Genomic DNA, 13712 nt, shown 5'->3' with positions numbered 1-13712 from the left:
CCAATTTCAATTGACCATTTACATTTGCCATTATAGAGTTCCAGTTACTAGCAAAAAAATAGCTCGTTCTGACTATTAATTGGGTTTTATTTGAAATTTTCATGAACAAAGGAGAAAAATTTTTAGCTAGAATAGACAAACTGAAAAGGCTTGAGTCCGGTACAATACCGAACCCAAGCCTTACATCCCCTAACCTTACTGCAAGAAATCCGCCATGATGATCTCCGTATCAAACGGCGTAATTCCCTCTTCCAAAGAAAATACCGTATCTGCCTCTTCTGCTTGATCAGTCAGCGTCCCCCTCGCCTGCGCATGAAGCATGAACAACTCATGCAGGGTAGGCTTCACCAACGAGGTGAGCGCTCTTCCCATCAGCTCCACCCCTCCCGCATTGGACTCCACATTGTTGGCAAACCTCGGATCTGAATTCAGAGCGATATCCGTCCAAATCACTTTTCTCTCCACGAGATCCAGAATGACCGGGATACAAATCCGCGTATTGGCGGCGAGATCAACCTTGTCCTGTACCGTCTGCGGCTCGAAAATCTCCCCTGTCTGTGGCGCCGAACGAATCATCCAGCCTGCGAAGCATTCGGGCAAATCGCAATAAGGCTGACTCGTAAACGAATACAGGTTCATGACGACATATCGACCGCCATAGCGGATGACAGAATCAATGTCGATGTCGATGAATTCGCACGCGCCTTTGGGAGCCTCCACAATATCCCCGCTATGGCACGCTTGATACTTGTCGGAACGCAGATTGGTATAGGAAATATGCTCCATGTACTTCCAAGCCTCGTTATAGAGCACGGCAGACAAATCGATATCGACTCTGCCTGTAGGAACATCGTTGACGATCCCTTCCTTCCACCACAGGAAAAAGCGAATCGTCCCTCCATCCGGGATCGATAACCGGGAGCCGCGTGCAATCGTGCGTAGTGCTTTGCTGGCGGATCGCATCGAAAACGGAACGAGATGCTCCTGTAGCCGCGGGTCGATATAGACGTTACCCAGCGAGGGCAATTGGGCAAAACGGTTCAACAACGATGTCCGGCAAATATCCGCTGCCTTCTGTCTAATGTCCTCTTGCAGTCCTGGCACTCGGTTTTCAATTGCCTGTACTTTCGCCACTTGCCCTTTCGGAAAAAAGGTCCGCCATTCCCCGTAGCTATCCCGTTTGTCGAAGTGATTCATGACTTGCAAAAGAACTGGAGTCGATACACCGTGCGCAATTTTCTCGAAGGCAGAAAGGACTGAACTCCCCTGCTCCGTCAAACGCAACAAATGATCCAGACGACGGGCAAATTCCCCTGGACGCTGTTCGAGCAGCTTTATCGCCATATTCACATCCGCACGAACCAACGCCTGCTCTACTTGGCTATTGAACGTCTCGACCTTGTGATTGTTGCGCAAAATATCGAATGCTTCTGCCGCTTTCGGATAGCGATCCTTATATTCAAACGGATGCAAGATTTCCCCGAGACGAATCCATCTGTTTTTGTAACGATTCATGTCTTCTACGATATTCGAGCTGGCTTCCAGCAGGCCGAGGAGCAGTCTTCTTTCGCCGCGCTTAAACTTGCGAAATTTCGCAGGCTCCGCCAAGCTCACATCCCCGTCAGACAGCGCCACTGCAAGACGTAGTACATCTGTCGCTGTCTTGCAATAGTGGGCAAAAAAAGTAGCAGGAAGCTTGTCATATTTGAGTAACAGGCTAGCAGCAATCGCCACGTTTTCCTTTTGGGGAATCTCGGCTGGGAGAGCTTCTGCGATTCCTTCATAGGCCTGAATCAAGCCCTCCAAGTCTTCCCTGTCAGTAGCAGAGAGCGAGCTATTGGAGCGGAGCAAGTTCATTCCTACCTGTAGTAGCTCTTCGTCTGTGCCCAGATGTATCAACTTCAGGCGAGATTCTCGCAGCAAAGGCAAACGTTTTTTCACTTCGTGCACAGGAAGGTCCAACGTCAAATAGTGAATGATCGCATTTACAAACAGCTCACCCTCGCTGGCCTCCATGACTTGCTTAGGAAAATTCGGATACATCGGCTTGTACTGTCGGGATGCCCCGATCTTTACCTTGAGCACAGCTACCACGTCCGAATAGAGCGCAAAAAACTCTCCTTCCGACAGCGTCCGGATTCTTTCTAGCAATTCCAGTGAAAAGGTATAGCCCAAGCTCTCAATATTACGTAAAGCCGCAGCTAAATAAGAGGTAGGCAGTTCATGCTGCTGCCCCTGATGTACGATGATTTTATTTTTCCGGCGAAGGTAGATTTGATTTTTCATTGGCATCACGAAAAAATCAGGAAAGCAGTACCCCTAATGGTGAACCAAACCTTTAGCTCAGAAGGAAGGTGTACAATAGCCTGATTTTTTATTCCTTTTTGTAATTTTTCACCATCTTACTTCAATTTTGCCAGATGGTAAAGCTTTCCGGGAGGAACGAGAAATAAATCCGTCCCCGGACCTAATTCGATTTCAATCCGTTGCCTGTTATTCCCTATTCTTCATCCCTGTAAAGTGAGTAGCAGAGTACCAAAACTTTACAGGAGGGAGAACTCGATTCATGAATCAATCTGTTATGAAAAATCATACAGCCCCCCCTTTCTTTCAAGGAGAGAAATGGTTAGTGTATAGCGGCTTGCTTGGCTTCTTACTGGCTGCCATATGCGCACTCTGGGTCATGCTTTACGGAGGACCCGTCGCTCCTAATGGCGATGTCTCGAAAGCGTTTTCCTTTAATGCCGCACTCGGAATATTTTTATTGTCGACAGCTGCCATCATTCCGTTATCTGCCCTGGGCACGCGAAGTAGAGCTTTCTTTCGCTGGTCTTATATCCTGCTTGCTTTCTATTCGTACGGAGCGGAAACCGTACAAAACTTCCGCGGCGTAGACCCGAGGTTCGTCAAAAATGGCACATCCTTTGACGTCGCTGTCGGTTCCATTTTTACTCTTGTGGCTCTTCTCTTGGTCCTCTTTTATGTATTCATTGCCATTCAGTTTTTCCGCAGAAAAGCTTATTCCCTACACCCAGAGCTGGCAGTTGGCATCCGCTATGCAATGATTGCGGTTATGCTATCGTTTGCGGCAGGCCTCTGGATTTCATTCAATGATGGTCGAGTGGTCGGGCAACAAGGGAATATCATTTGGCTCCATGGTATTGGCTTTCATGCTCTGCAAGCAGTACCTTTTGTCGCTTGGTTAGCTGAACGTAAAAAGCATGTGTCCACTGCTCGTACTGGCTTCATCCATCTCGCAGGTATCGCCTACTTGCTCGGTTTAGGTGCAATCGGCTGGCAAACCTATCTCGGTCGTGCTGTTTTGGAAATATCCGTATTTCCGATTCTCGCCGCCTGTTGTTTCTTGGTTGCCTTCTTTCCAATCGTTTTCTTCCTTCAACAAAAGAACAATGCAAAAAACCTCCACCATACTTCTGATATTCAGAACTAATTGATTGTCTCGATCTTTCGTGATACTTTGATACCAGTACCCGACATACGGTATCAGAAACGAGGAGATCGATCTATGACAGCGCGTATTGGACTTCCTGCACCTGATTTTACGATGGACACCGTAACGTTTGACAACGGATTTCCCCTGCCAAAGAGCTTGGTAGATTATCGTGGAAAATGGCTTCTTTTGTTCTTTTACCCTTTTGACTTTTCGAAAGTATGCCCGACGGAAATCCTCAGCCTCAACCGCCGGATCAAGGAGTTCGCGGATTTAAATGTCGAGGTGCTTGGCATTAGCGGCGACAGCATACATACACACAAAGCATGGATGAGATCGAGTGAAGGCATCGGGCCGCTCTCCTTCCCGCTCGCTTCCGATTACAGCAAAGAAGCGACCATTGCATACGGTGTGCTGGACGAAGCAACCAAAGCTCCGCTGCGCGGCAGTTTCATCATCGATCCAGAAGGTATCCTGCAATACGCAGTCATTTCCAACTCCAAGGTTGGCAGAAGCGTAGATGAGACGCTCCGTGTGATCGAAGCTCTGCAATCAGGCGGATTGTGCCCAATGGACTGGAAGCCGGGGCAAAACACGATCTCCTAGTCGATAGACATAAACAAAGGCCACATGATCGCTTACACAGGATCATACGGCCTTTCCATTTTAATTATAGGCATAAAAAAATCAGGAAAGCAGTACCCCTAATCGCTAGTTGGTTTAGAAGGAAGGTGTACTATAGCCTGATTGATTCACCTTACCATTATTTATCTTCTTTGTAAATACTTATCTGGTCACGACCGGGTACGGAAACAAGTCAACGACACGCATGGTCTCCCCGCTTTCATTGGTAAACACGACATGCTCTCTTCTCAGCTCAGTCGGACTCTCCAAGCCACATGCTGCTGCCAGCGAGAACAAGCCTTCCCTCAACTGCAAAATATAGTTCATGACACGCCACTGCTTTTCTGCCGGAACCAACGCCTCCTGGTACTTGGAATCCGTCGTAGTGACCCCTGTGGGACATTTACCCGTATGACATTGCATCGCCATGATGCAGCCAGTTGCAATCATGAAGCCGCGCGCGGAGTTGACGCAATCCGCTCCCAATGCCATAGCGATAGCTACTTTGTCAGGAGTAACGAGCTTGCCGGAAGCAAAAATTCTGATGCGGTCCCGTACGCCGAACTTCCTCATCGTATCATCGAGAATGATGAGCGCGGCGAAAAGCGGCAAGCCCATGCCATCTGCCATTGCCTTATACATCGCACCCGACCCGCCCTCAGAGCCATCTACCGTGATGAAATCCGGATAAATCGACAGCTCCACCATCTTCTCAAAAAACGGCTCCAATCGCTTCGGATCGCCGACGACGATTTTCACACCGACAGGCTTGCCCCCCGCCTCCTGCAAACTGCCGATGAATCGCAAGGCTTCCTCAGGATTGGTGAGAAACTCGAAGCGGTTCGGTGAATTGACCGTTTGTCCCACTGGTACCAGCCTTGCTGCCGCGACTTTTTCCGTGACCTTGGAGCCCTCGAGGTGACCTCCGCGTATTTTGGCCCCTTGATGGAACTTCAGCTCAAATGCCTTGATGTTAGAAATGTTAGCCTTGTTCTTGAATTCTTCGATCGAAAACTTGCCCTTGTCATCACGGAAGCCGAACATCCCCGGCCCGATTTGCGAAATGATATCCGCGCCTGTCGAGAGGTGAACTTCTGCGACGCCACCCTCTCCTGTATTGATCCAAGAGCCGCCTGCCATACGTGCCCCATACCCTGTGGACATGATATAGTTCTCTCCCACTGCTCCAAAGGAGGTAGCCGAAGCACCAAACATCCCTTTCAGCCGCCAAGGCTGCCTTCTGTTTTCTCCCACGACAATGACGTCCTCATCATGTAGCAACCACGGCTTTACCTCTTGTTCCTCGATAAATTTTTCCCTTCTCGTGAACAGCCCTTCGTGGGTAATCTCGTATTTTCTGCCGGGGACGACTTTTTCATTATCAATACGCAGTTCACTCGTCAGCTTCGGGAACATCGCATTGGACAAATAGAAGCCGGGCTTCTCATAATCACGTTTACTTCCGAACGAGATCAGGTCCGTCCGGTATTTTGACGCATACATGAGGCCCACGAAGTCGGCTCTGGAAAACGGTCTACCGTCTGTATCATCGTCAAACCAATACTGGCGAAGCTCTGGCCCGAGCTTTTCCAGCAAATAACGCATCCACCCCAAAAATGGATGGGACCGAATAATGGAGTGCTTTGGCTGTTTAGACAAGGCATACATGTAACCGAAAAATACAATGGGTGGTAAAAGAATGATGAAGATAATGACGCACAACAGAGTAGGTACCACTTGTGCTTACCCTCCCCAAACACAATATTCTAGTAAATCATGTCAAGGATAGGATGCAACAAGTTCTCTGTTTTTAATCGTATTTCTCATCATCCTCCCGTATTTGCCCATCTACGATTAATTCCAGCTCCGTTTCAAAATTCAGCATGATTTCTACAGGTAACTGCTCCGCAACCTCTGCCATGTCCGGCAGAAGCAGTGCATCCTCTATCGTATCAGGCTTCGTCTCCAGTTGATCGTACCACTCGCGGATTTGCTCCATCATGCGGTAAAACGAAGCCTCAAACTGATTCGCATCGTCCTCCGCATCGTCCTCGTGGCTCTTTTTCATCCGATCCCAATATTCCAGTGTCGTGCGCAGTGCTTTCTCTATGTTTGTATCCATTTATCGTCTCTCCTTTTCGCCTCTTCCCTTTAGTATGACCGCTTTGATTTCACAATGCCACCTCAGGTGCAAGCCGCTCGCAACCTTCCATTTTTTAAAAATCGTTGCGTTTTTTGACACGTTTTATAGCCCGGTTGAGTCATACGAAAATGAAAAGAGGCTGTTATCCTAAATGTAGCTAGCAGCCGACTATCCGGCAATAAACGAGAGAGCTCTCTAGTGGAATAGGGGAGGATGCACCCTGTCATTGCGATGGAACAATCGAAAATTATCTCTCCCGCTACTTTTCGTCTCCGTCATTTGTATCGTTGCCCTACAGCTGCCTATCACAGCCAAGGCGACGCCTGCAGATTCTGACTCCTTGCAGGCGATGATTGATCAAGCACGTCCTAACGATACTGTTACCATCCCGTATGGATTGTACAAAGGTCCTATCCGCATTACCAAGCCGATTCAATTGGTGGCCAATGATCCAGTGAAGATCATCAACCCGACCGAGGAGGAGGCAACGCTCACGATTGAAAGCGACAATGTGAGTGTGCAAGGAATCCATATCGTGGACAAGCGAATCAACAGTGACGTAGCCGCTCTTGTCATCCGTGGCGATCAAAACTTTCTGGAGAATGTCATCGTTGAAACGAAAGGGATCGGCATTCAATTACGGCAAGCAGACTACAACACGCTGCACAACGTTCAAGTCATCGGAAAAATCAAAGGCGATGGCAGTCCAACGACCAGTACTGGACATAATCACGGAGCACAGCCTGAAGTAAAACCAAAGCAAACGGAAAAAGCGAAACGAGGAAACGGAATTGACGTGCGTGAATCGCATCATAACCGTTTCATTAAAAATCAGGTGACGAATGTCGAGGATGGCTTTTACGTCGAAAATAGCGATCGAAACCATCTGGAACAAAATCTGGTGACGAATTCGCGGTACGGCTATCACTTCATGGGCACCTCTGATACGACGGTCATCAACAACATTGGAATGGAAAATGTGACGGGCTCCCAGCTTATGGAGTCTCGCAAATTGACGGTTACCGGGAATCAATTTTTGAAACAGCAAAAAAATCCCGGTTCGCAAGGAATTCTTCTCATTACCGTACAGGATACGCTGGTTGCAAACAACACGATTGAGGGGAACCGCGTTGGACTGTATTTAGAGCAATCATCCGGAATTACGGTTAAAAACAATTTACTCAGTCTCAACTTTATCGGCATGCAGTTTTTGTCCTCTTCTGAAAACGTATTAACCGATAACCAATTTGTCTCCAACGTCATCCAAGCACAAGCTCAGGATAGTCAGAACAACAACTTAAATAAAAACTACTGGGACAATTTGCAAGGACTTGATGTGAACGGAGATTCCCGCAGTGATTTGCCGTACGAGATGAATCCTTTTTATCTGGGTTTGACCGATGCGGTTCCTGCCTACCAGTTGTTTTTCCAAGCCCCGGGATTCGTGTTTCTGGAAGGCTTGTTTACAAGTGGGGCCGGCTCAGCAATCAAGGACGCATCTCCTTTAATGCAACCCTCGGACACCATGCTCATTGAATCCGGGGAAACGAGCGGTTGGGGTGCTGGCATTCTTGGACTTATTTTGTTAATAGGAAGCTGTTCTATCATTTATATAGGAGTGAAAAAATCATGAACAAAATGAAAAAATGGTGCACAACAGTCGGAGCAATTATCGGTATCAGCCTGCTTATGGTCGGCTGCGGAAGCGAAGAGCCAAAACCAGTAGATATCGCGGAAGGCGTAGACAAATGCGACCTTTGCAAAATGCATGTCCCTAACGATCACAATGCTACTGAAATCGTCTTAAAAGATGGAAAAGCCCTGAAGTTCGATGATCTCGGCTGCCTACACAACTGGACGAAAGAAAATGGAACCGATAACGTGGCTGTACAATTTGTCCGCGATTACTACACAGCAGAATGGACAAAAGCAGAGCAAGCTACCTACGCTTACGACAAAGATTTCAAAACGCCAATGACGTATGGCATCTATTCCTTCAAAGAGAAGTCTGCTGCAGACAGCTTTGTTCAAGAGCAAAAGAAAGGCATTGTCATGAGTGCAGAGGAATTGAAAAATCATAGCTGGGAAAACGGCATGAGCAAGCACATGAACAAAGACGGTCAGTCTTCCGAAGGTCAACATAATGGCGGTCACGAAAGCAAACCAGCTGATCACGGAAGCAACAGTACTACCCCAACCACACACAACTAACAGAGGGAGTGGAGTCTTTGCACATCAATCTGATTGCCAAACGAGAAGTGAAGGTAGGCTTTCGCAATCCATGGTCCTACTCGTTTATGGCTCTGTTCTCCCTGTTTAGTTTGGGACTCTTGATCATCCAATCGCAGTCCTACATGAAGGGTTATACGTATACGACAGGTACCATGCTGAATCTGATTTTGTATTTGCTGCCACTAATGACGATGCTTCTCTCTTCTTTTTCTTTGACGGCGGAAAAAGAAGAGGGTAGCTGGCAGCTCCTCTCTACCTACGCCATGACAACCTTCTCCTTCTTGGTGGGGAAATACTTGGGACAAGCACTCGTATTAGTCGCGATCGTCAGCTTCGGGTATGGGTTGTCTGGTGTAGCTGGCATGCTGTTAGGAAAAAGCTTTGCATTTTCGACTCTCTTGTTTTTGCTTGCCTTTTCCATCTGTCTCATTCTGTTATTTTTGGGAATTGCCATGCTGATTGGCGCCATCAGTAAAAACCGTTGGCAGGCTTTGACAATGGGGGTCAGCATCTGGTTCTTCTATATTCTGGCATGGCCTACTCTACTCATCTCGGTGCTCAGCTTCGTCCCTTATACATGGATCAAGCCTCTGCTTCAGCTCGCAACATTTCTCAACCCAGCGGAGTTTGTACGCATCTTTTCCGTTGCCAGATTAGGCGGTGGCTCGATCTTTGGACCTGAATACTACAAATGGGTGTACTGGGCTGATTCTCCGCTTGGTGATCTCATCTTTGTCGCACTCAGTCTACTCTGGATCAGTGCGACCTTGTTCATAGCCATCCGGGTATGGGAAAGAAGGTAATGAGATGAATATGTCAGGACTTACCATCGACCAGGTTACCAAGGAAATCAATGGGAAAACAATCGTCCACCCATTCAGTATGAACATTGCACCCGGTCAGGTCGTCGCCTTATGCGGCGGTAACGGTGCAGGGAAAAGTACGATCCTGCGGATGCTGGTCGGTATTCTCCCGCCTTCTTCGGGAACCATTCAGCTAAACGGGTTGAACTGGAACGATAATCGTGTGGAGTATCTTCAAGAAATCGGTTATATGCCGGATCACTTTACGTTTTCTGCCGGACTTACCGCGAAAGAAACGCTCGAATTTTACGCTTCCCTGCGCAATCGTACCCCAGAAGAGGCGGATCGACTGCTGAAAATGGTGGGACTGCATGATGTGAGAAACAAACGGGTGTCTCAGTTCTCCAAAGGAATGCAGCAGCGCCTCTTGTTTGCCCAAGCGATATTGGCAAAGCCTGCACTCGTCGTCCTCGATGAACCGACCAATGGACTCGATCCGTATTGGATGGATGCCTTCGTCGATCTCGTGCGGGAAGTAAAGCTCGCGGGTCAATCCGTTCTCTTTACGACTCACCAGTTGCAGGTAGCAGATGCGGTAGCAGATCGGGCGATTTTTCTGATGAACGGAAAAATCGTGCGTGATGGGTCGATAGAGGAGTACCAACAGCAGTATGGAGCAATTGGTTTGTATGGTGCCTTTTCCGAGCTTGTTCATCAGGCAAAGGCATAAATAAGAAAAACGCGAGAGATTTGATCGTTATGATCGGCTCCCGCGTTTTTTTATTTATAGCGTCTTTGCTTCCATATAAAAAACAGATAAAAACTTTTTCACGCTAATCCGGCACTTCGTCGTTTTTTCGCCCGCCTCCAGCTCTTGCATCCGCTGGCGAATTTCTTGAAAGTCAAACAGTCGTGGTGCAAAGTGTTCAAAGGTCGGGTTGGCATAGTCGGTCAACCCTAATGAGGAAAGATGCGTAAAGGCTTGCAGGACCATCCGGCGAATCCGTTGCTCCATGGCACGCACCTCTTTAGTAATCCCATGCTCATCCAGACTGGCATGCACCTTCAGCAGAATTTGTGTATACAGTTCCTTGAGCTGCAATTCGTGCAGCTTGTCTCCCTGTCGCTCATCCTGTACGAGCCATTCCATGATCAATAGTAGATCGGGAGCCCCGGCTTCACTCGCGATCCCTAGCTGCAACAGCAATTTTCTCGCTTTTTGTGCCAGGTTTTCCTGATCGGAAGACTGGCTTTTCAAGCCGCTGGTATGCGGTTCTTTTGCTTTGACATCCAGGATTTGCAATGATTTGCGGATAGTTTGCAGAGATGCTTCCAGCGACAAGTAATCCGATACCCGCTTCAGCACAGCCATGACTTCCAAGCGGTTGATCGGTTTTTGAATAAAGGTATCAATCCCTTGCAAATAAGCCTCCCCGATCATTTCTTTGTTTTCCACCTGTGACACCATGATGAAGCGGCCCGCGAAGCCATCTGCCTGCAACTTTTTGATCGTTTGGATGCCATCGAGCCCCGGCATTAGCAAGTCGATCAAAATGACATCGACCCCATACAGTTGATCAATCGATACGTGACTACCGTCGCTGGCTTGCCCTACAATTTCGCCCAACCCGCTGTCTTGAATAATCCGTTCGAGCATGCGGCGCACTACAGCATCATCTTCAATTAAAAAGAAACGTATCATGGCTTACACTCCCTCCTTTCCGAGTAATTGGTCGGTCGGAATTTGTACTTCTAAGTGCGTCATTTGCTTCTGATCCGGTAAAATACGCAAGCTTCCTTGCAGGCTTTGGACAATTCCACGGGCATGCGTCAGACCAATTCCGGTAGATGCATTTCCCTGTTCATCGTATTTGGTCGTATACCCGGGCTGAAACACCCATTCCTGCTCTTCTAGCGGAATTCCCGGACCGCTGTCAAGTACACTGAACACCAGATGACGATGAATCAGCTTCGCATTCAGCTCAATCCGTCCCGACGTGGGAATCGCTTCTACCGCATTGGCTACCAGGTTGTTTAGCACGGAGAGCAGTGCATAGATTTGGCTGGTCGACAGGTTGATGTTACAACTCCACTCCATTCGTATATCTTTTCCCAACATCTCTGCGTATTTCTGATTCGCGCGGGCAACCAACTCACACAGCTCTTTGATCGGCAGCTGTGGTGCTAGCCCCTCCTGATTAATCAGCTTGGAAATGCCCGCCAGCATCCGCTGCGAATCTTTTTTCACCTCGTGCACATTCTCGGCAATCGCCAAAGCTGTCGGGGATTCCGCATGATCCGAGGTGAGCAGACGTCTGTAGAGCTGGTAGCTCTCGCGCGTGATTTCTTCCAAATGCGTCATCGATTTGCGCAAGTAAAAGGCTTCTTCATACAGCTCCGTATTAATCATCCGCAGACGCTCCAGCTCCTGCTGACGCACCTCTCCCACTGCCCGCAACTGCCTGATCGAAAAACTGTTGTACAAGCCGACAGCAAAAAAGCTGCGCAAGACTCCAAAGAAGAGAAGCATCAAAAAGCTCTGCCAAGTGATCGGCGGAAAATCAGTGAAATACTGTCGCACCTGGATCTCTACCACATTGGAGACGAAATCAATGGATGCACCTATCAACCCCAGCCACAGGGGGAACTCACGATAGCTACGTGCTCGGAGCAAATAAAACAGGACGGTAAAAGTGAAATAGTAAAAGGCTGAGGGAAGATGGGCAGCCACACTCTCCATGTACGGACGGTATGCAAAAAAGACATCCATTCCGACGCGAAATCCGAAGATAAACGTCCCTGTAAAAAATCCCGTCAACAATACAGGTACGGACGAAAACCACAGCAACCCGAAAAAGAAAGCAGCGATGCCCAAGGAAAAACGAAATGACCCGCCTACGGGGTTTACCTTCATCTCTCCAAAAAAAGCAGTTGCCAGCATGATAATAAACAGGATCAAAAGGCGTTCTCGCATAGCTGCTCCTTTCTTACGGAAAAAGATCTCCTATTCTTATTTTACTAAGAATCGGAGATCTGCAAAGATAGAACGATTAAGCGTGCTTGTTTTCCAGTCGCTTGGAGACGACTGACAACGCGTAGTTGACCACAAAGTACATCACTGCCACCATCAGGAAGGTCGGGATGACGTAATTGACATTGCGTCCGTTGATGATTTGCGCATGGTTCATCAGCTCTGGCAAAGCGATTACGACGGCCAGCGACGTATCCTTCAAGAGCGAAATAAATTGGCTCACAATCGGCGGGACCATTCTTCTGAGAGCCTGTGGCAGGACAACATGCCACAGTGTCTGGACATAACTCAGTCCAGAAGAACGTGCAGCTTCAATTTGTCCTTTTTCGACCGAATTTAAACCGCTTCGCACGATTTCCGACAGCATTGCTGCTTCGAAAATAACCAACGCCAGAACAGCGGCCCAAAACTTGTCCATCTTGATTCCCACTTCCGGGAGAGCAAAATACGTAAAGAAAATAATCAACAAGAGCGGCAAATTGCGAATCAGCTCTACGATTGTCCCGAGAACTTGTGAAACTCCAGGAATTTTTGCGTAACGCAAAACCCCTACGACAATCGCAATGGAAAAACTGAAGACAATAGACAAGAAAGCGACCTGCAAGGTGACCCAAAAGCCTTCGAGCAGGAAGGTCAAATGACTGGGCGTATAGGCTCCGATAAAGTCCATGATGTCCCCTCCTTCTTAGCGGCTTCCAGCCAAGCGTCGCTCCAAATAACTGACGAACGCGCTCAACGGAAGGGTCAGAATCAAATAGAAAACAGCTACAAAAATGTACACATCAAAGGTAACAAACGTATCAGCCGCGATCAGGTCTCCAAAATACATCAGGTCAAGACCTGCAATCACACCTAATACCGAGGAGTTTTTAACGAGATTGATAAACTGGTTGCCCATCGGCGGGATCACGACCTTGATCGCTTGCGGCAAAATGATATAGCGCATCGTTTGTCCGTACGTCAATCCCGAGGAACGAGCGGCTTCTGTCTGTCCTTTTGGAATCGCCAAAATGCCTGCGCGGATCGTCTCCGCGATAAATGCTGCCGTATACACCGTCAAGCCAAGCGTACCTGCAATAAAGGGCTCCAGTACGATACCGATTGCCGGCAAGCCCACAAAAAAGAGGAAAACGACGAGAATCAGCGGGATATTACGTACAAACTCGACGTAAACCGTAGCGATCCACTTGAGTGGTCGAATCGGAGAAATCCGAAAGATCGCAAAGAGCGTCCCCAGTGCAAAGCTCCCGACGAGAGCAAGCAGGCTCGCCTGCAAGGTGTTCCAAAAGCCTTCGAGATACATATCCATGTGATCAAACAAGATAGAAAAATCGATCATCTCTTATGCGATCCCCCTTGTGTGCAAAATTCTGTTAGGAATATAAGGGAATGAGCGGCAGAGTAAACCGCTCATTCTTTATGGAGTCG

The 13712-nt window shown here is 48.1% G+C and carries 13 protein-coding genes; 6 read left to right on the top strand and 7 right to left on the bottom strand.

Annotated features, from left to right (window positions below; all coding sequences use genetic code 11):
* Positions 1-195: 195 nt before the first annotated feature.
* Positions 196-2286, bottom strand: a complete 2091-nt coding sequence (locus tag C7R92_RS28090) for a TerD family protein (protein WP_106836502.1) — start codon at positions 2284-2286, stop codon at positions 196-198.
* Between the two features lie 280 nt (positions 2287-2566).
* On the opposite strand from C7R92_RS28090, the gene C7R92_RS28085 reads away from it, so the two are divergent.
* Together C7R92_RS28085 and C7R92_RS28080 are read left to right on the top strand one after the other, a co-directional pair.
* A complete protein-coding gene (locus tag C7R92_RS28085) occupies positions 2567-3451 on the top strand; it encodes a hypothetical protein (RefSeq protein WP_106836427.1) in 885 nt (294 codons plus the stop codon).
* Positions 3452-3526: 75 nt separating this feature from the next.
* Positions 3527-4057 (top strand): peroxiredoxin, encoded by a 531-nt coding sequence (locus tag C7R92_RS28080; RefSeq protein WP_017247407.1) that lies wholly within the window; start codon positions 3527-3529, stop codon positions 4055-4057.
* Between the two features lie 180 nt (positions 4058-4237).
* Here C7R92_RS28080 and C7R92_RS28075 read toward each other — a convergent pair whose 3' ends face one another.
* Positions 4238-5812, bottom strand: a complete 1575-nt coding sequence (locus tag C7R92_RS28075) for an FMN-binding glutamate synthase family protein (RefSeq protein ID WP_106836426.1) — start codon at positions 5810-5812, stop codon at positions 4238-4240.
* Between the two features lie 73 nt (positions 5813-5885).
* On the bottom strand, positions 5886-6197 hold the full coding sequence (locus tag C7R92_RS28070; RefSeq protein WP_017247409.1) for a hypothetical protein: 312 nt from the start codon (positions 6195-6197) through the stop codon (positions 5886-5888).
* Positions 6198-6558: 361 nt separating this feature from the next.
* Here C7R92_RS28070 and C7R92_RS28065 point away from each other — a divergent pair, with 361 nt between their 5' ends.
* The 4 genes from C7R92_RS28065 to C7R92_RS28050 are packed head-to-tail and all read left to right on the top strand — an operon-like array spanning position 6559 to position 9983.
* Positions 6559-7851: a right-handed parallel beta-helix repeat-containing protein gene (locus C7R92_RS28065; protein ID WP_106836501.1), complete on the top strand. Its 1293-nt coding sequence runs from the start codon at positions 6559-6561 to the stop codon at positions 7849-7851.
* On the top strand, positions 7848-8429 hold the full coding sequence (locus C7R92_RS28060; RefSeq protein WP_106836425.1) for a nitrous oxide reductase accessory protein NosL: 582 nt from the start codon (positions 7848-7850) through the stop codon (positions 8427-8429). Before C7R92_RS28065 ends, C7R92_RS28060 begins: the two co-directional genes overlap by 4 nt.
* 17 nt (positions 8430-8446) lie before the next feature.
* Positions 8447-9253 carry an ABC transporter permease gene (locus C7R92_RS28055; RefSeq protein ID WP_017247412.1) on the top strand — a complete coding sequence of 269 codons (807 nt, stop codon included), beginning with the start codon at positions 8447-8449 and terminating at the stop codon, positions 9251-9253.
* 4 nt (positions 9254-9257) lie between these two features.
* Entirely contained in the window at positions 9258-9983 is a 726-nt protein-coding gene (locus C7R92_RS28050; RefSeq protein ID WP_106836424.1) for an ABC transporter ATP-binding protein, read from the top strand.
* Between the two features lie 54 nt (positions 9984-10037).
* Here the strand turns inward: C7R92_RS28050 and C7R92_RS28045 are convergent, their stop codons facing one another.
* The 4 genes from C7R92_RS28045 to C7R92_RS28030 all read right to left on the bottom strand — a co-directional run bounded on the left by C7R92_RS28045 (position 10038) and on the right by C7R92_RS28030 (position 13623).
* Positions 10038-10955 carry a response regulator gene (locus C7R92_RS28045; RefSeq protein WP_106836423.1) on the bottom strand — a complete coding sequence of 306 codons (918 nt, stop codon included), beginning with the start codon at positions 10953-10955 and terminating at the stop codon, positions 10038-10040.
* A 3-nt stretch (positions 10956-10958) separates the two neighbouring features.
* Entirely contained in the window at positions 10959-12227 is a 1269-nt protein-coding gene (locus tag C7R92_RS28040; protein WP_106836422.1) for a sensor histidine kinase, read from the bottom strand.
* 76 nt (positions 12228-12303) lie between these two features.
* The gene (locus C7R92_RS28035) at positions 12304-12954 is read right to left on the bottom strand and encodes an amino acid ABC transporter permease (RefSeq protein WP_106836421.1); all 651 of its coding nucleotides are present in this window, start codon (positions 12952-12954) and stop codon (positions 12304-12306) included.
* 15 nt (positions 12955-12969) lie between these two features.
* On the bottom strand, positions 12970-13623 hold the full coding sequence (locus C7R92_RS28030) for an amino acid ABC transporter permease (protein ID WP_017247417.1): 654 nt from the start codon (positions 13621-13623) through the stop codon (positions 12970-12972).
* Between the last annotated feature and the right edge of the window lie 89 nt (positions 13624-13712).

It is taken from the genome of Brevibacillus porteri, from assembly GCF_003013475.1.
GTDB lineage: Bacteria > Bacillota > Bacilli > Brevibacillales > Brevibacillaceae > Brevibacillus > Brevibacillus porteri.
This window is presented reverse-complemented; position numbering and strand designations above follow the sequence as displayed.

What these genes read in the sequence shown, in the direction of transcription:
- C7R92_RS28090 (WP_106836502.1), bottom strand. Translation starts at nt 2,286, where the DNA reads ATGAAAAATCAAATCTACCTTCGCCGGAAAAATAAAATCATCGTACAT.
- C7R92_RS28085 (WP_106836427.1), top strand. Translation starts at nt 2,567, where the DNA reads ATGAATCAATCTGTTATGAAAAATCATACAGCCCCCCCTTTCTTTCAA.
- C7R92_RS28080 (WP_017247407.1), top strand. Translation starts at nt 3,527, where the DNA reads ATGACAGCGCGTATTGGACTTCCTGCACCTGATTTTACGATGGACACC.
- C7R92_RS28070 (WP_017247409.1), bottom strand. Translation starts at nt 6,197, where the DNA reads ATGGATACAAACATAGAGAAAGCACTGCGCACGACACTGGAATATTGG.
- C7R92_RS28060 (WP_106836425.1), top strand. Translation starts at nt 7,848, where the DNA reads ATGAACAAAATGAAAAAATGGTGCACAACAGTCGGAGCAATTATCGGT.
- C7R92_RS28050 (WP_106836424.1), top strand. Translation starts at nt 9,258, where the DNA reads ATGAATATGTCAGGACTTACCATCGACCAGGTTACCAAGGAAATCAAT.
- C7R92_RS28045 (WP_106836423.1), bottom strand. Translation starts at nt 10,955, where the DNA reads ATGATACGTTTCTTTTTAATTGAAGATGATGCTGTAGTGCGCCGCATG.
- C7R92_RS28040 (WP_106836422.1), bottom strand. Translation starts at nt 12,227, where the DNA reads ATGCGAGAACGCCTTTTGATCCTGTTTATTATCATGCTGGCAACTGCT.
- C7R92_RS28035 (WP_106836421.1), bottom strand. Translation starts at nt 12,954, where the DNA reads ATGGACTTTATCGGAGCCTATACGCCCAGTCATTTGACCTTCCTGCTC.
- C7R92_RS28030 (WP_017247417.1), bottom strand. Translation starts at nt 13,623, where the DNA reads ATGATCGATTTTTCTATCTTGTTTGATCACATGGATATGTATCTCGAA.